This is a genomic window from Pasteurella bettyae CCUG 2042 (assembly GCF_000262245.1).
Lineage (GTDB): Bacteria > Pseudomonadota > Gammaproteobacteria > Enterobacterales > Pasteurellaceae > Basfia > Basfia bettyae.
The window spans coordinates 1-17,192 of record NZ_AJSX01000007.1 but is presented as its reverse complement, the minus strand read 5'-3'; the positions used below and the strand labels follow the sequence as shown (position 1 = coordinate 17,192).

The 17,192-nt window shown below is 33.3% G+C and carries 15 protein-coding genes and 1 pseudogene; 3 read left to right on the top strand and 13 right to left on the bottom strand.

The genetic code is table 11. From position 1 onward, the window contains the following. Window positions 1-125: 125 nt before the first annotated feature. The 5 genes from HMPREF1052_RS01295 to HMPREF1052_RS01275 form a co-directional block, all read right to left on the bottom strand. Window positions 126-1,295, bottom strand: a complete 1,170-nt coding sequence (locus tag HMPREF1052_RS01295) for a multidrug effflux MFS transporter (RefSeq protein WP_005758829.1) — start codon at window positions 1,293-1,295, stop codon at window positions 126-128. 23 nt (window positions 1,296-1,318) lie between these two features. Then, window positions 1,319-2,938, bottom strand: a complete 1,620-nt coding sequence (locus HMPREF1052_RS01290; RefSeq protein ID WP_005758965.1) for a peptide ABC transporter substrate-binding protein — start codon at window positions 2,936-2,938, stop codon at window positions 1,319-1,321. A 77-nt stretch (window positions 2,939-3,015) separates the two neighbouring features. Further along, the gene (locus HMPREF1052_RS01285) at window positions 3,016-3,477 is read right to left on the bottom strand and encodes an outer membrane lipoprotein (RefSeq protein ID WP_005759120.1); all 462 of its coding nucleotides are present in this window, start codon (window positions 3,475-3,477) and stop codon (window positions 3,016-3,018) included. A gap of 21 nt (window positions 3,478-3,498) precedes the next feature. Beyond that, window positions 3,499-3,831 carry a hypothetical protein gene (locus tag HMPREF1052_RS01280; protein ID WP_005759151.1) on the bottom strand — a complete coding sequence of 111 codons (333 nt, stop codon included), beginning with the start codon at window positions 3,829-3,831 and terminating at the stop codon, window positions 3,499-3,501. Between the two features lie 5 nt (window positions 3,832-3,836). Further along, entirely contained in the window at window positions 3,837-4,424 is a 588-nt protein-coding gene (locus tag HMPREF1052_RS01275) for a VOC family protein (RefSeq protein WP_005758817.1), read from the bottom strand. Window positions 4,425-4,520: 96 nt separating this feature from the next. Between HMPREF1052_RS01275 and argS the strand changes: the two genes are divergently transcribed. Beyond that, window positions 4,521-6,251: an arginine--tRNA ligase gene (gene argS, locus HMPREF1052_RS01270; RefSeq protein ID WP_005759079.1), complete on the top strand. Its 1,731-nt coding sequence runs from the start codon at window positions 4,521-4,523 to the stop codon at window positions 6,249-6,251. 161 nt (window positions 6,252-6,412) lie between these two features. On the opposite strand, the gene rnd is transcribed toward argS, so the two are convergent. The 5 genes from rnd to HMPREF1052_RS01245 all read right to left on the bottom strand — a co-directional run bounded on the left by rnd (window position 6,413) and on the right by HMPREF1052_RS01245 (window position 12,595). Further along, window positions 6,413-7,555 (bottom strand): ribonuclease D, encoded by a 1,143-nt coding sequence (gene rnd, locus HMPREF1052_RS01265; protein WP_005759207.1) that lies wholly within the window; start codon window positions 7,553-7,555, stop codon window positions 6,413-6,415. A gap of 63 nt (window positions 7,556-7,618) precedes the next feature. Then, window positions 7,619-9,307, bottom strand: a complete 1,689-nt coding sequence (gene fadD, locus HMPREF1052_RS01260) for a long-chain-fatty-acid--CoA ligase FadD (RefSeq protein ID WP_005758811.1) — start codon at window positions 9,305-9,307, stop codon at window positions 7,619-7,621. 29 nt (window positions 9,308-9,336) lie between these two features. Continuing rightward, window positions 9,337-9,885 carry a Slp family lipoprotein gene (locus tag HMPREF1052_RS01255; protein WP_005758969.1) on the bottom strand — a complete coding sequence of 183 codons (549 nt, stop codon included), beginning with the start codon at window positions 9,883-9,885 and terminating at the stop codon, window positions 9,337-9,339. Between the two features lie 44 nt (window positions 9,886-9,929). Continuing rightward, window positions 9,930-10,652: a tRNA (adenosine(37)-N6)-threonylcarbamoyltransferase complex dimerization subunit type 1 TsaB gene (gene tsaB / locus HMPREF1052_RS01250; RefSeq protein WP_005758869.1), complete on the bottom strand. Its 723-nt coding sequence runs from the start codon at window positions 10,650-10,652 to the stop codon at window positions 9,930-9,932. Window positions 10,653-10,666: 14 nt separating this feature from the next. Beyond that, entirely contained in the window at window positions 10,667-12,595 is a 1,929-nt protein-coding gene (locus HMPREF1052_RS01245; RefSeq protein ID WP_005759006.1) for an ATP-dependent DNA helicase, read from the bottom strand. Window positions 12,596-12,670: 75 nt separating this feature from the next. Here HMPREF1052_RS01245 and HMPREF1052_RS01240 point away from each other — a divergent pair. Then, window positions 12,671-13,502: pseudogene (locus HMPREF1052_RS01240) on the top strand (aldose epimerase family protein). On the opposite strand, the gene HMPREF1052_RS01235 reads toward HMPREF1052_RS01240, so the two are convergent. Together HMPREF1052_RS01235 and HMPREF1052_RS01230 are read right to left on the bottom strand one after the other, a co-directional pair. Then, entirely contained in the window at window positions 13,499-14,797 is a 1,299-nt protein-coding gene (locus HMPREF1052_RS01235; protein WP_005759224.1) for a surface lipoprotein assembly modifier, read from the bottom strand. The pseudogene HMPREF1052_RS01240 and the gene HMPREF1052_RS01235 sit on opposite strands and share 4 nt — an antisense overlap. A 72-nt stretch (window positions 14,798-14,869) precedes the next feature. Then, entirely contained in the window at window positions 14,870-15,475 is a 606-nt protein-coding gene (locus HMPREF1052_RS01230) for a transferrin-binding protein-like solute binding protein (protein ID WP_005758845.1), read from the bottom strand. Window positions 15,476-15,625: 150 nt separating this feature from the next. Between HMPREF1052_RS01230 and HMPREF1052_RS01225 the strand changes: the two genes are divergently transcribed. Further along, window positions 15,626-15,988: a helix-turn-helix domain-containing protein gene (locus tag HMPREF1052_RS01225; protein ID WP_005759011.1), complete on the top strand. Its 363-nt coding sequence runs from the start codon at window positions 15,626-15,628 to the stop codon at window positions 15,986-15,988. Between the two features lie 103 nt (window positions 15,989-16,091). Here the strand turns inward: HMPREF1052_RS01225 and HMPREF1052_RS01220 are convergent, their stop codons facing one another. Continuing rightward, window positions 16,092-17,051: an AEC family transporter gene (locus tag HMPREF1052_RS01220; RefSeq protein WP_005759070.1), complete on the bottom strand. Its 960-nt coding sequence runs from the start codon at window positions 17,049-17,051 to the stop codon at window positions 16,092-16,094. Window positions 17,052-17,192: the final 141 nt, after the last annotated feature.

The window sequence follows — 17,192 nt, the reverse complement described above, 5'->3', positions numbered from 1 at the left end:
ACTGGTGCAAAATAAAATCACCCCAATCAATGCCCACATAAAAAAATTATAAAACTCTGTTATTTTAATCAATTACCTACAAAGGGGCAAATGTAACTGGTCTTTTTTATATCGAATACACCTATTTAGTTATCTATTAAATGAAAAACTTTTCTATAAGCGATCACACCTAATATAGAAAAAAATACTAAAATAAATGAAGTTGAATAAAATAAATTTCCTAATCCAACTAAGGGTGAAACAATACCACCTAAAAAGAATGGACAAAATCCTAGTATTGCGGATGCACTGCCTGCATATTGTCGTTCAGTATCCATAGCCAGCGAAGAAGAACCAGGTACAACTAGACCAAAACATAACATCATAATAAAAAAGCCAATTTCTAATAATAGAACATTCTCTTTACTTATTAAAATACAAGAAATAAAAACAGTTGCTGCTAAAAATCCCCAAATACCAATACTTAATGCTTTACGAGTAGCCATTTTAGCTGCAATATTCACACCAATGACAATTGCAATACCATTTAATGCAAAAATTAAGCTATAGTTCAGTGCTGTTATCTTATAAAAATCTTGGAAAATAAAGGCTGAAGAGGCTAAATAGCCGAAGAAAGAGGCAACTAAAAATGATTGCATTCCAACAAAAGTCATAAAAACTTTATTTTTGATAATATGAATAAATGGTCTAAAGCTAGTTAAAATTGAACCCTGCAAGCGATTATCCGTGCAAAGACTCTCTTTTAAACCTAAGCAGACCATCAATAATAGAATACCAATTAAGGCTAATACGATAAAAATACCTCGCCAATCCGTGATCTCTAATAATAAACTACCAATCACAGGAGAAACCACTGGTGCTATACCATTTACAGCCATCAGCAAACCAAAAAAACGAGTCATTTCTCGACCACGATATAAATCTGTCGCAATAGCTCGAGAAATCACGACACTACCTGATGATGCCAAACCTTGAATAGCTCGTAAAAAAATTAACTGATTGATATCTTTTGCAAAAATAATCGTTATTGTGCTTATGATATATAGTACTAATGAAATAATTAATGGTAACTTACGACCAAATTTATCACTAATTGGTCCAATAAATAATTGTCCGACAGATAGCCCTACTACACTAGTAGTCAAACTCAGCTGAGTCATGGAAGCTGTTGTATTAAAAAATGTGCCCATTTGAGGCAATGCAGGCAAATAAAGATCGGTAATAAATGGACCAAATGCAGACAATGTTCCTAATAATAACACTAAAAAAATTTTAGAATTTGTTTTCTTACTCATAAAAAAATCCGAAAATAATACCTCTATTTAAAACTCTTACGAGAAAGATCTTTTGAATAAATAACTTCACTCACATTATTTATATCATATCCTTGTAAAGAAGGAGTTAAGTATACTGGAAGCATATATTGAAAAATAGGTAAAAAAACTTTCTCTTGTTGGGCAATAGATAAAATTTGTTGATAAAGGTTATTTCTGTCAGTTTCTGACATATTATGTTGATTCAATCTTTCAAGTAAATTATCTACATTTTGATTATTAAATCCTGTTTTATTATCAGGATTTTTTGATTGTAATAAATTTAAAAAGGCAGAAGGATCATTATAGTCAGCACACCAGCCTGAACGAATAAGTTGGAAATCCCCTTTGGCTCGCTTATTTTGTAATTCTTGCCAACTGACAGGTTCAGTCTGGACAGAAATCAAATCTGATTGTGACCATGCTCTAATCATGCGTGTAGCAATATTGCTATGAACCCCATCTTGCTCATAGGTGATTCTTAAATGCAATGGATTACTTTCTGAAAACTGAGCTTGTTGTAAAATTTGTTCAACGACAGTTGGATTCCATCCACTATCTTGTTCAAAGTCCATACCTTCTGGCACAAAATGACTAATATTCTTTACATTTAAATTTTCATTTTGAACTATTGTATGCGATGAAACCATTGAACTTAAAGCATCCCTAATTGCCTTATTTTTTAATACAGGATCTTTCAAATTGAACTCATAAAAATACGTGCAAAGTTTAGGAAAATATTTAACATGAATATCATTTAATTTGCTATCAACGATTAAATCAATTCCCTTTAGATCCGATTGAGCTGTTATCTTCTTATAATTAACTGACTCAAATTTAACTGTTGAAGCATTCCAATATTTATCATTTTTTATCAAACTAATTATATCATTTTCTTGCTTGGCAAATTGATATGCACCATTACTGAAAAAATGATGGACATTATCTTGAGCTTTTGAATATATAGGTAATAATGAAATATGTGCTAGCATTTTAGGAAAATAAGGAAGGCTTTTATCCAAAGTTATTTGTAGATGTTTATCATCTAGTGCTTTTATTCCTAATTGTTCAACCGCTATTTTTCCTTCAAAAAAAGCTTGTGCATTTTTAATATGCATAAATGCTAAATACTGTTTAAGTGGATTTTTTGATAATGCTAATTGCTGCCAAGAAGCAACAAAATCTTGAGCTGTTACATCTTCACCATTTGACCATTTAGCCTCTTTACGTAAAGTGAATGTCCAAATCTTGCTATCTTTAGTCGTCCAACTTTGTGCCACCGCAGGTTGAATGTTACCCACTGCATCAAAAATTACTAATCCTTCTAAAATATCACGAAGAAAATCAGCTTGATCAGCAGAATGAATATCTGTCACTTTAGAAACAAGATCAGAATATACACCACGAACTAATAAAACGTTTTCTTGTTCAATCTGGGCTCGGATCTGTTTTGACAAATTTACCGCCGTATTACTAATACTCGGCGAACTTGGTGATAACTCAATAGCCGTTTTACTCCAAAATGATTTCACTTGATCACAAGCTGTTATGCTTAGAAAACAAGAAAAAATTACCGCACTTTTAATGGGAAAAGTTACATAGGATGAAAATACTGAAAATGCCATATTATTACTTATGCTAATGAAAATAATAAAGGCTTTTGATCTAATACCAAAAGCCTTAAAAATACTCAAGTCAACAATTAGATTGCAGAAACATTAAGTGTAGAACCACCAACGATACGAACTCGAGCACCTGGCTTTAATGATGCATGGGCTTTTTGAACAACGACAATTTCTTTGCCATCATCTTTCTTAATTACAAGTTCCAAAGCATCCACTTGGCTTGCTTTTTCTTCCACTTTACTACCAACAACCGCACCAGCCACAGCACCTACTACAGTTGCTATTGCTTGTCCACGACCACCACCAATTGCTGAACCAGCGATGCCACCTAATGCACCACCACCAACGGTACCAATGACACCTTGGTTATCAGCTTGGATTCGTACTGGTCGAGCAGAGACAATTGTTCCATAGCTAATTGAACGAGCTTCTTTGGATTGAGCACCAGTGTAAACATCACCACTATAAACATCTGTGTTGGCACAGCCTGTTAACCCTAAACTTAGTGCTAACGCTAATACTAATGTAATTTTTTTCATTATTAGTAATCCTTAAAAATATTAATGTATCGCTGTTCTTGATAACCAAGATCTCGATGGAGATCTTGAAATATTATCAACAACAGTATTACCATTTTCATCTTTAGATACTTTGACACAGGCTCCAACAGGTAGATCTGAGTCATAAGCTTGGGAAACAACAATATTCTCAGCGGAACCTTCTTGTTGTTGTTTGCAATTATTATTACGAACAGTTAATTTTAGGTTTTGCCCTTCAAATTGGCTAAAAACGATTTCACCATTATAAGAAGAATTATCTGTCTGCTGATTCGTCGAACAAGCTGTCAAACTTAAACTTAACAGACCACTTAATACTAAAGTAACTTTTTTCATATTCACTAAACCTTAATAATATCTCTAATATGAAATGGATGAACTTTAATACAAGTGTGGTTTTGCAAGTTATTAGCAAAACTCACTGCAATTGATGGATTAGGTAACTGTTCACCATCAACTTTAGGTTCATCCACTTTGACGGATAATTTATTTGATTGGTTCCATAAAAATTGGTTTTGGATTCGTTCTACCCATTCAACTGTTGATTCTTTAAACAAAAAAGGCATTACGATTTCAATATGTTCCCAAGATTCGATTGGATAACATTTATTTTTAGGGAATGGCAATTCAACAACATCAATAAATTGCCCCATAAATAGTATTGGATTATCTAATTGAATTAAATAGATAACTCGACCATTTACAGTATTATCGCTCAAAATTTTACCGCACTTTAATAAACTTGTCAGCCAACTTTTTGCCATATCATCAGTATTTACTCTAATTGACATATGGTCTATTTGAAAATCAGCTAAATTAATTTTCATAGTTTGAGCTAATTGACTAATTTTTTCTTCAAACGCCAGAAAATCATGATAAATAGCTGGCGGAGCTTTAAATAATTCATGTTGTTGACTCAAATTTTGCATTTTTTCTCGCTTTATCTTTAATAACTGCCCAAAGCAAGGTATCATAACGAATTATTTTTTGAAATCAATAAGATGATAATATAGGTATATCTCACAGTGAATATTCAATCAATTTTATCGGATAAAATTAAACAAGCTATGATTTCAGCTGGTGCTGAACAAAATGTCGAGCCCTTAGTACGCCAGTCAAGCAAACCCCAATTTGGTGATTATCAAGCTAATGGCATTATGGGAGCAGCTAAAAAGCTAGGTCAAAACCCTCGTGAATTTGCTCAAAAAGTATTAAATAACGTTGATTTGAGTGAAATAGCGGAAAAAACTGAAATTGCTGGACCTGGTTTCATTAATATATTTTTAAATAAAGATTGGGTGGCTAAAAATGTAGATATTGCTCTAGCTGTACCAAACTTTGGTATCAAAGTTGCTCATCCTCAAACTGTCGTAATTGACTATTCTTCTCCCAATGTAGCAAAAGAAATGCATGTAGGTCACTTACGTTCAACAATCATTGGTGACGCAGTTGCTCGTGCATTAGAATTCATGGGAAATAAAGTTATTCGTGCTAACCATGTAGGAGATTGGGGAACTCAATTTGGAATGCTTATTGCCTATTTAGAAAAAATGGAAAATGAGCATGCAGATGCCATGGAATTGAGCGATTTAGAAGCATTCTATCGTGCAGCTAAAGAGCATTATGATTCAGATGAGGCATTTGCCGTTAAAGCTCGTAGTTATGTGGTAAAACTACAAAGTGGTGATACATATTGTCGCACGATGTGGAAAAAATTAGTTGATATGACGATGCAACAAAATCAGCGTAACTATGATCGTCTCAATGTCACTTTAACTGAAAAAGACGTTATGGGTGAAAGCTTATATAACCCAATGTTGCCAGGTATTGTTGAAGACCTAAAAAAACAAGGCTTAGCGGTTGAAGATGACGGAGCTCTCGTTGTTTATTTAGATGAATTCAAAAATAAAGACGGGGATCCAATGGGCGTCATCGTGCAGAAAAAAGATGGTGGTTTTCTTTATACTACAACTGATATTGCTGCTGCGAAATATCGCTACCATACATTACACGCAGATCGTGCATTAGTATTTTCAGATACTCGTCAAAGTCAACATATGCAACAAGCTTGGTTGATTACTCGTAAAGCAGGTTATGTACCAGACTCATTCAGTCTTGAACATCAAAACTTCGGTATGATGCTAGGTAAAGATGGTAAGCCATTTAAAACTCGTTCAGGTGGTACAGTTAAATTAGCAGATTTATTAGATGAAGCTGTAGAACGTGCTACCCTATTAATTAATGAAAAAAATACCGCACTTTCTGAACAAGAAAAGGCTGAAGTCATTGAAGCTGTAGCTATTGGTTCTGTAAAATATGCTGACCTTTCTAAAAACCGCACAACTGACTATGTTTTCGATTGGGATAACATGCTCAGTTTTGAAGGAAATACAGCACCATATATGCAATATGCCTACACCCGTATCCGCTCAATTTTTAGCAAAACTGATGTAGATGCAGTTGCACTTAGTAAAGCCAAAATTCAAATGACGGATGATAAAGAACGCGCCTTAGCTATCAAGTTATTACAATTTGAAGAAGCCGTACAAATTGTCGCTAAAGAAGGTACACCTCACGTATTATGTACTTACTTATATGAATTAGCTGGCACATTCTCCAGTTTTTATGAACATTGCCCAATTCTTAATGCAGAAGAGACTCTTAAATTAAGCCGATTGAAATTAGCTCAATTAACAGAGAAAACCTTAAAACAAGGCTTAGATTTATTAGGTATCAAAACAGTAGAAAAAATGTAACTTGATTAAGTTTATTCTAAATAAATAATAATTTGCACTTCAACTATTGGCATAATAACCACTAGCTAAAGTGCAAATTTTTTATATCTTAATAACCTTATGATAAAAATTTTATGAAAAAATACCGCACTTTCATTTAATTTGTGCAGTTTAACTTATCACTACAGCAATTTTAACAAAGCATCTCCAAATTTAGCACGCCAATTACGCATAAGATCAGGAAGATTATTAGGATCTTTATTTCTTAACCAAGCCCATTTCATCAGGCTTTCTAAATTTCGTTTACTTGCAATCAGTTCTGGAGTTATTCCCATAGGCGTAATTTCTTTTAGTTTTTTCTGTAAAGCCTTTAATGTTTGTTTATATCGAGGATCATCTGATAATTTAATAATTTCAGAAGGATATTCTGATTCATCAATCCGTTTCATTTGTTCAAGTATTTGTAACATTTTCTTGCCATGAATACGAACTTCATTAGGCGCCAAGCCTAAGTCTAATAATTCAGAAGTATGCTTTGGATTATATTTAGCGACAAGCCAAAAATGTTCACCTTTCACAACAAAATTCAAAGCTAAATCTCTTTTTATAGCTTCTTCTTGTCTCCATTTGGCAAGAAGTTTTAGACGCATTAACTCTGGTGGATTTAATTTCCATGCAGAAGGAATATTTAAATAAGCTTTCTCTGATGGCTTTGATTGGGTATGTTTTTCAATCAATAAATTGCAATCAAAATGAACCGCACTTTGCCATTCTGTGGACGCTAAAACCGATAACATTTTTTCATATAAGGGCAATAGATACCAAACATCTGCCGCTGCATAAGCTAATTGCTTATCAGTTAATGGACGAGCTAACCAATCCGTACGAGATGCACCTTTATCAATTTCTAAATCAAAATAATGTTTAATCAATGCTGCAAGCCCCATAGAATTTTGAAATCCTAAGAAATTAGCCATTATTTGAGTATCCATCATCGGCATAGGTAATTGTTGATAGTAATGCTGAAAGACTTCTAGATCTTCATAACATGCATGCAGCACTTTCAAGACATTTTGATTAGCTAATAAGGACTGAAAAGCTGTAAAATCTTGAATATTTGTTGGATCAATTAAACTTACCTGTTCACCATCATATAATTGAATTAGTCCTAATTTAGGATAATAGCTACGAACACGGACAAATTCAGTATCTAAAGCAATAACAGATCTTGATGCAGCTTTCATACAAACTTCAGCTAAAGCGTCATCAGTGGTTACTAAGGAAAACTGTGGTAGGCTTTTAATTTCTTTTATTATATCAGGCATTTTCTTCAATAGTTTGAAAATAAAGGCACGTTGTTCAGCGTGCCATTTATAAAATATGATAAGTTAGCTATTCTTGCGTTTAGCAAGCTCTTCATCCCGAAGTACACGACGAAGAATTTTTCCAACATTACTCTTAGGCAATTCTTCTCTAAATTCAACTTCTTTAGGGACTTTATAACCTGTTAAATACAGGCGACAATGGGTTCGCAACTCATCACGTGTTAAGCTTTCATCCTTTTTCACTACAAATACTTTTACCGTTTCACCTGAAACTTCATGAGGAACACCAATAGCCACCACTTCTAATACTTTAGGATTCAGCATGATCGCATCTTCAATTTCATTTGGATAAACATTAAACCCTGAAACCAAAATCATATCTTTTTTGCGATCTACAATACGCATAATATAATTATCATCCATTACGACAATGTCACCTGTTGCCATCCAACCATCTTTTAACACTTCACCTGTTGCTTCAAGACGTTGCCAGTAACCTTGCATCACTTGATCGCCTTTTACCCAAAGTTCACCAGGCTCACCTAAAGCACATTCTGAACCATCGTCTTTCATAATACGAATATCAGTATTTGGCACAGGTACACCAATAGAACCATCATGTTTATTGCTTAAAATTGTAGAGGCCGCAATTAAAGGCGAGCATTCAGTCATACCATAACCTTCAATCAAATTCACACCAGTTAAATCATGCCAACGTTGAGCAACAGATTGTTGAATAGCCATTCCACCACCTACTGCAAGCTTTAATTGTGAAAAATCTACTTCTTTAAAATTCTCATTATTCAATAAAGCATTAAATAAAGTATTTACACCTGTTATAGCTGCAACTGGATATTTCTTTAATTCTTTTACTAATCCGTCAATATCACGTGGATTAGTAATTAATAATCCAGTTATCCCTAATTCTATAAACAACAAACAGTTCATAGTAAGTGAGAAAACATGATAAAGCGGCAAAGGAATTAATCCATTACGCTGACGACTTGAATCTCCGACGAAAGGCTCTGCAATCCATTTAGCTTGGAAAATATTAGTTATAATATTGCCATGAGATAACATTGCACCTTTGGCAACGCCAGTAGTTCCGCCGGTATATTGCAAAAAGGCTAAATTATGACGACCTAAATCAGGACGAACAAACTGGCGTTGTTTGCCAATACTTAACACTTCACGAAAAGTAACGGCATGAGGTAGCTTATATTTAGGCACTAGTTTCTTAACATACTTCACGACAAAGTTCACTAAAGTACGTTTACCAAATGCAAGTTGATCTCCCATTCGAGTCAAAATAACATGTTTTACATCAGTATTAAACACCACTTTTTCAACCGTTGAAGCAAAATTAGACACTACAACAATCGCTTTTGCTCCACTATCTTGTAATTGATGTTCAAGCTCTCTAGGTGTATAAAGTGGATTGACATTAACCACAACCAATCCTGCTCTTAATACACCAAATAATGAAATAGGATATTGCAATAAATTTGGCATCATTAATGCAACACGATCACCCATTTTCAATTTCAATTCATTTTGCAAATAAGCTGCAAATGCTCTACTACGCTCTTCTAATTTACGGAAAGTGAGCACTTTCCCCATGTTAATATAAGCTGGACGATCAGGATGCTCACGTACTGCCTTATCAAACATATCCAAAATACTACGATACTCTGACGTATCAATTTCCTGTAAACTTCCTTCTGGATAGTTTTTAAACCAACCCTTTTCCATTCTATTCCCTTAATAATTTTGATAGGTTTTTAATACAAATTGTAACGAACTCTTAATTCTGGATAACGATGCTGCCAAAATGGTCCCCATCTCCAACGATGATCAAAATAATCATCCCAAGAGTCATCATAGTCATAATAATATTCTTCAGCTAAACGCCATTGTTTATATGCAGATACCTCTACAACAGGATAGTGATAATCAACTTCATCAATTTTACCAATATGTTTAGTATTAAGCACGCCTAATACGGTAATATATTGATCTTTTAATGCTTTAGGATCAATAAAACCATTTATATAGGCAATAAATCTTCCATCGGAAATGCTGTCAATTACGGGTTTTGCAGAATAAGTTGATACAGGAAGAGATAGCACTTCAACTTTTGTTTTACCTTTTAATGCCTCTGCATTAATAACTTGTCCAGCTAAGCGTACCTTCTTACATTTACAGGCATAATCATCTGCCTCAATTTTTTTAAGGCTTTGAATAGTAAATTCATCACGTTCCAGTCCTGGAGGGGCTGAAACACAAGCTGATAATAAAACAATCATTGGCAAAATGAGTAATTTCTTCATTTTATCCTCACTTATTCATATGTAAATGAACTATTAGTTAAAGATTATTCTCGACCTGGAAGTTTTTTCCATGTCACTTCATTGCGTAAATAGACAGGTTCAACCTCTACGGCATTCACATATTGCTTATTATACCAAGCAGGTAAAGCAAGTGATAACATATATAATGCTGAAGGCAATTGAATATCTGACATTTTTCCCAACTGCTTCTGAGCTAATACTTCATAAGCCGCCCAACCCGTTCCTACATTTAGCCATTCACCTAAATTTTGAACCTGAGATAATTGTTCCAACACTCGTTCAGGTGCACAAACTTGTTCAGAAATTAATTCTCGCCATTGCAAAAATTCTCCAAAATTTGACCGCACTTTTTCAGCTTTAAACTGTGCAAAATACACTTCATTCATACGAGCATCAATGGCAGCATTTACTTGTTCAATTTGATAAAGTTCATAAGCTGCTTGTGCCATTACCGCTAGATTAGAAACAGGAATGACTGGTAAATCTGCCCCTAAGGCTAAGCCTTGGGTAATGCCTGTACCTACACGTACTCCTGTAAAACTACCAGGTCCTCGCCCAAATACTAATGCATCCACTTGATGTAAACTCACGCCAGATTGACTTAAAATTTCATCAATCATAGGTAAAATACGTTTTGTATGCGAACGCTGTGCGACCTCATCTAGATGGGTCTTTTCCCCATTATATAATAACGCCACAGAACAAGCTTCAGTTGAAGTGTCTAAGGCTAATAATGTTAAACTCATTAAATTCTCTTTTCTTAATTGTTTTGAATTTGTTTTAGAAATTCTACCACTTTATTCAAATCTCTTGTACGTTTTGCATCAGGTAAACTCTTTAAAAAGGTTTCACCATAAGAACGAGTCACTAAACGACTGTCACAAATAATCACGACTCCACTATCTGTTACATCGCGAATCAGACGTCCAACCCCTTGTTTTAAAGCAATGACAGCCTCTGGAATTTGAATATCATTAAATGGGTTTCCACCCTGTAACTGACAATCTTCTACACGAGCCTTTAATAATGGTTCATCAGGAGAAGTAAAAGGCAACTTATCAATAATCACAAGGGATAAGGCATCGCCTCTCACATCAATGCCTTCCCAAAAACTCGAAGTAGCAACTAATACACTATGAGGTTCATGCACAAATTGTTCAAGTAGTTTAGACTTAGATGTTTCGCCTTGTAATAAAATAGATAATTCACTATGTTCACGGAAATATTCTGCGAATCCCCGCATCATAAAATTTGAGGTACAAAGCATAAAGCAACGACCTTTATTTGCCTCAATCACAGGCAACAACATCTCAGCCAGCTTATTCATTGTATGAGTCTGGTTGCTACTTGGTAAATAACGTGGTACACACAATAACGCCTGTTCTGAGTAATTAAATGGGCTTTGCAAAATCTTCTCATCGGCACTCTGAATACCTAAACGCTGACAAAAATGATCAAATGTACCACCAACTTCAAGCGTTGCGGAGGTAAAAATCCAAGCACTTCCGTGATTATTCATTTGTTCGCTAAATTTATCTGATACAGTTAATGGTGTGATGTGTAAACCAAACTGACGATTAAAAGTTTCAAACCAATAACAATATCCAGTAATTGAAGTATCCGCTAAACGCACTAATTGCTTTTTAATTGTTTCTATACGTTCAAAAATACTATCTAAAGTTTGTGAACGACCTAAAGCCAATTTTACCACTTCAGACATAAACTCAAGCTTTTCTTGTAATACTTTGAATCCTTTTTTTACATCTGCTCTAGCTAACCATTCACGCCAGTTACCTCGATTATTTCCTTCACCTAATAATAAACGAAAATCCTGTACCATTTTTAATAGATGATCTGATCCTGTACCTAATTGTTGCATATCTTTAACTTCAGTGCGATACACAATATTAATATCTTTACATAAGTCAAATAGTTGACGAGAAGTAATAGATTGTCCGAAATATTGACTCGCAATATCTGGTAACTGATGGGCTTCATCAAAAATAATAACTTCTGCATTTGGAATCAATTCACCAAAACCACTTTCTTTGACTGCCATATCCGCACAAAATAAATGATGATTTACTACGACTAAATCTGCCGCTAAGGCTCTTTTTCGTGCTGCAACCACATAACAATCGTTATAATTAGGACAATCTGATCCCAAACAACTTTCGGTAGTACTGGTTAACTGTGGCAAAATAGGACTATCTTCAGAAAGCTCAATACATTCTGAGAGATCACCTGTTTGAGTTGCATTATTCCACTTACGTACTTTTGATAAGTCTGCGAGCACTGATTTATCGCCAAGAACACCTTGTGCAATCACTTGATCTAAACGTTCTAAACAAAGATAATTTGCCCGCCCTTTTAATAAGGCGATCTTGCCTGAATAATTTAAGGCTTTTTTAATCGTAGGAAGATCTCGATTAAATAATTGATCTTGTAAATTTTTAGACCCTGTTGAAACTATAGTTTTCTTTTTAGCTAACAATGCAGGCGTCAAATAAGCAAAGGTTTTACCTGTTCCTGTGCCAGCTTCAACAACTAATGTAGTTTTATTTGTAATCGCTTTTTCTACCGCAATTGCCATTTCAAGTTGTTCAACTCGTGGACGAAAGCCCTTAATATTTTGACTTAACTGTCCATTTGTTGAGAAAACTTGTTCAATTTGATCTATATTAGTCATTCTAAAATTCAATTATTAATCCGAGTAAATTTTGCGATATATTGTATCAAACCCAATGAACAAAAAGGAAATTTTATGGAAACTAAATTCATCAAAAGAATCGCACCAGGCTTGAATTTATATCAATATAATGAAATTCCTGTGATTAAGTTAGAACATAAGGTGGGACAAGCTGAAATTGCTCTACAAGGTGCACATTTATTTTATTAGAAACCACAACATACGACAAAAAGTGTGTTACGGATAAGTAAAATTGAACCCTTTAAATTAGGTTTAGCAATTCGTGGTGGTATTCCACTTTGTTATTCTTGGTTTGGTAATGCTGATGGTCTGCCATCTCATAGTTATGCTAGGGTGAGTTTATGGCAACTTAGCGATTACCATATTTCAGAACAAAAAGTGCGGTTAGAATTTTCATTATTTTCTAAAGAAAATTTAATTATTGCAAAAAACTCAATGACATTTACAAATGAATGTGAAATTAAATTTACTAACTATGCTGAAGATAATGCTCAAATTGCCTTACATAGTTATTTTAATATCGCTAATATTGAACAAGTTGAACTCCATGGCTTACCGACCAACATTTTTAATTCCTTAAACAAACAACAAGAGACTGTTCCTTCTCCGAGAATAATTAATTAATCAATTAATTGATTGCATCTATTCAGCCCAATTTACTACTACGATAATACAAGATAAAGCCTTAAAACGCCAAATCAACGTTGAACATATAAATGCGAGTAATATCGTAGTATGGAACCCTTGGCATAAACCAACAAACGGAATGAACAAGGAAAGTTATAAAACTATGGTATGTGTAGAAACAGCAAGAATTGATAAACGTTTAGCCTTAGGAGAAGAAGTTTCGGTAAAAATTAGTGTTATTGATAAAGAAAATAACTAAAAGGTTTTTTCAAACAGAATTGTTATTTGCTTATCTTTATAAGAATATAAAATGTCTAAATTACTTTTCTGTTTCTTCCAAACCAAATTCAGTTTTGGGGTAACGCCCCAAAAATACCAATCTCTTTTCCAAATTTTAGTATTCAGAATATAAATAAAGTCTCGTCTAGTTTTATTAAGAGGTAAAATCCCCGCTAATATAGCTTCATCGTGAAATTTTCGATAAGTAAATGAAAAACTGAGCTGGCTAGAAATACCCCATTGATATTCTTGAAGCCATCCCAAACGAATATTTTTACTCGTTGAGCCATACTGTCTATCGTTTGTTTTTTCCTGTGAAATAGCACCACCTAAATAAAAAAGCTGTTGAGGATTGGTATACCAAATTATAGTATCAGACAATGTTTTAATATAACCTGATTGCAAATCTTCATTAAAAAACGATCGATTTTCGAAAGACATTATTGTCTGATTTTTCCATTGTTTAGAAAAATAAAAATCATAAGTGAATTGAATACCATTAGACCAATGAAAAGAATGATTTCCATACCAACGCTTATCATAAAAAGGCTGAATACGAAAAGTATTATCCATTTTTTTATACGCATAACCGAATAATATTCGAGTTGAAAGGTCATCAAAGTTGTGATTATCCCAGTAATTCTTACCATAAGTTTCGTTTTGAATACTAATATAATGGGAATTTATTAAATTAAAATCTTTTCCAAAATCTATACTATAAGCAAAACCATGAGCTTTTTGTGGCAACATTTTTTTACTTTTAATAAAACCTGTATTTTCAATGTTTAAATCGTTAGATACATTTTCTACATTGTCTGTTCTTAAATAAGATAACGTAAAGTTAGCTTGCCATTCATTACGCCGATTAATTGCTGCCAAGTAGCTTTCAACTTTCTGATAAGCACTATTAGGTAACTCTAGAGCTGATTTAACTCTCTCAAATTGAAGTTTAGCTGCATTATCTTGGTGATCTACAAATAAAGCAACGGCTAGTTCCATTCGCATTGAAATTAATTGAGGTTTTTGGCTAATTATTTGCCGATAAATAGAAATCGCTTTTGCATAATCTTGCAGAAGATAGGCTACTTTTGCTTGAGCATAAGCAATAAGAATCAAATCTGAGTCTACTTCCTGTTGATAGTTCTTGAGTAAAATCTGAATATTATCAAGTTGTTGATGATAAATAGCTTGTTTAAGTTGTTCTTCTAAAAAAGAATTGCTAGCAGAAGCAATCTGACTAATACAAAAAATAAGCCCTAAAAGAAAAAATCTCATAACCAATTTATAAAAATTATTATATCTATAAAAGAAAAGTTGGGTAGGACTACCCAACTTAAACAACAAAAATTAATATCTAACACCACCAAATGATGTGTTATAAGAACTATTGTTTGGGAAATTCACTATTCCAGCGGCTTCTTTAGCTCCATTACCAAATAATGCACCTTCATAACTACCACTTTCTAATAAGGTACTTGCATTACCATTAAATTTTGTACCATCCAATGCTGTAGAATGTAGCGTAATATCTTGAACTCTACCATCATTTAAAAGTGAATACGTGATTTTTCCATCTACTGCTTTTCGATCAAAATCAACATTTAAAGTGCTAACACCACCCTTTGATATCTCACCCGTTGTGCCACTAACCCAATATGATTCTCCTGTATAAGTTGCAGAACCAGAAGGTAAATTAGTTGCTGATGTACCTTGATAGCGTAATTCTTTTACTGTCTTAGCATCATCCATCCATACACCATAAAAAGAGTCATTTTGATTTTTTCCATATAAGGTTCCTGCCGCCGTATTAACTGCCACATCACCTTTTGGACTGTTAGTTAAATCTATTTTGCTAGCATCTGGAGTTTGTGCACTACCGCTACCGCCACCACCACTACAAGCAGTCAATAGGATGGATAAACTCACAATTGAGCAAAGAAATAGTTTTTTCATAGTTAATTCCCTAATTCAAATAAGTAATAAAACCAATAAATACTCAATTAATGAGTATTTAATATTGATATTACTTATTTATTACTCTTTTATCAAGTAAAAAAATAAACAAAATATCTATAAATAAGTAAAATAATGTAAAGGAATGAAATGGCACAATTACTAGCAGCTGAAGTAGATAAATTGATAGGGAAACGCATACAAGAAAAACGTAAAAAATTAGGATATTCAGCTGAAAAACTAGCAGAATACATTAACTTATCACAGCAACAACTATCAAGATATGAGCGAGGTGTAAGCAAAATTAATGTTGCTCATTTAGTTGATATTGCAATCTTCTTAAAAACACCGATTAGTTGGTTTTTCCAAGATTGTATGTCAAATGATATGATTTTAAGTGAAGTAAAAATAAGTGAATTAGATAAAAAATGGAACATGCTTCCACAACTACAAAAAGAAGCAATAATGAATTTATTAGAAACGCTCACAAATAACCAACACTATCAAGATTAAATTGAGTTTTTTAAAGTGATATACCCACCATCACTTTATACTATATTTGATTATTTGCTTTATGCTCAACTTGAATAAAATTACCAAAAAATGACCGCAGTTTTTAAATCCAACCAATTTGTGATAATACCAAAATAATTAATGATGTCGTTATCATAGAGCCAACAGTAGTAATACCAATAATATTCGCTGCAATAGTAGCATTACCTCCCATACCTCTCACCATAGCATACATTGCTGAAGCAACAGGTGTTGTATTCATTAATGCAACTACACCTAATAGCATGCCATCTAATCCAAAGCATTTTGCAACAATAACCATAAATATAGGTGTGATAAATAGACGACCGAGACTTCCTAATAATACAACTTGTGAGGTTTTATTTGAGAACACTGAAAAATTAATTGTTGCTCCTGCACAGATTAAAGCTAATGGTAAGGTAACATTAGCAAGATAGTGCCCTGTTGATAAGAATGGCTTAGGTAGCTCTAAAGACATACTATTAACAATAAGAGCTAGTACAATTCCAATAATCAGAGGATTCTTAATAATTCCTTTTAAAATTAAAGGAATACTTACTTTTCCTGTTGCAAGAGAACGAGTAAGCGTAATAACTGCTAAAATATTATACAAAAAGATAACCGCAGCAGAATAAATTGATGCTGGTGCAGTAGCACTTTCACCAAATGCCGCTATACAAAATGCTAAACCTAAAATCCCATTATTACCACGATAAATTGCTTGAACAAAAATGCCTCGTTCTCGTTTTTCTATAATAAATTTAGCCGCAAATATTTCAGCTAAAATAAAAAGTAATGTGGTGCCAATGATACCAACAGATAAGATTTTAAGTTGTGAATGATAATCTATGTTTTTTCCATAGACGCTAAAAAAAAGCAAAACTGGAAGAGTTACATTAAAAACAACTTTAGTTGCTTGCTCACAAAATTTATCATCAATCATTTTCTTATTACGTAAATACATGCCTAAAGCAAGCAATAATATTGTTGGCAAAGTAACACTAATAGAAAATAAAAGTGATGATAAAAAATCAGTTTTCATATTATTAACTAAATAAATATAGACTAATTTAATTATACTGCTTTAAATTTAAATAGCATAAAACTAAATCAATAAATTATAGAATTTATTCAGATAGATATCTTAGAACGATTATATAAGAATATAGAAAAAATTTTTAAA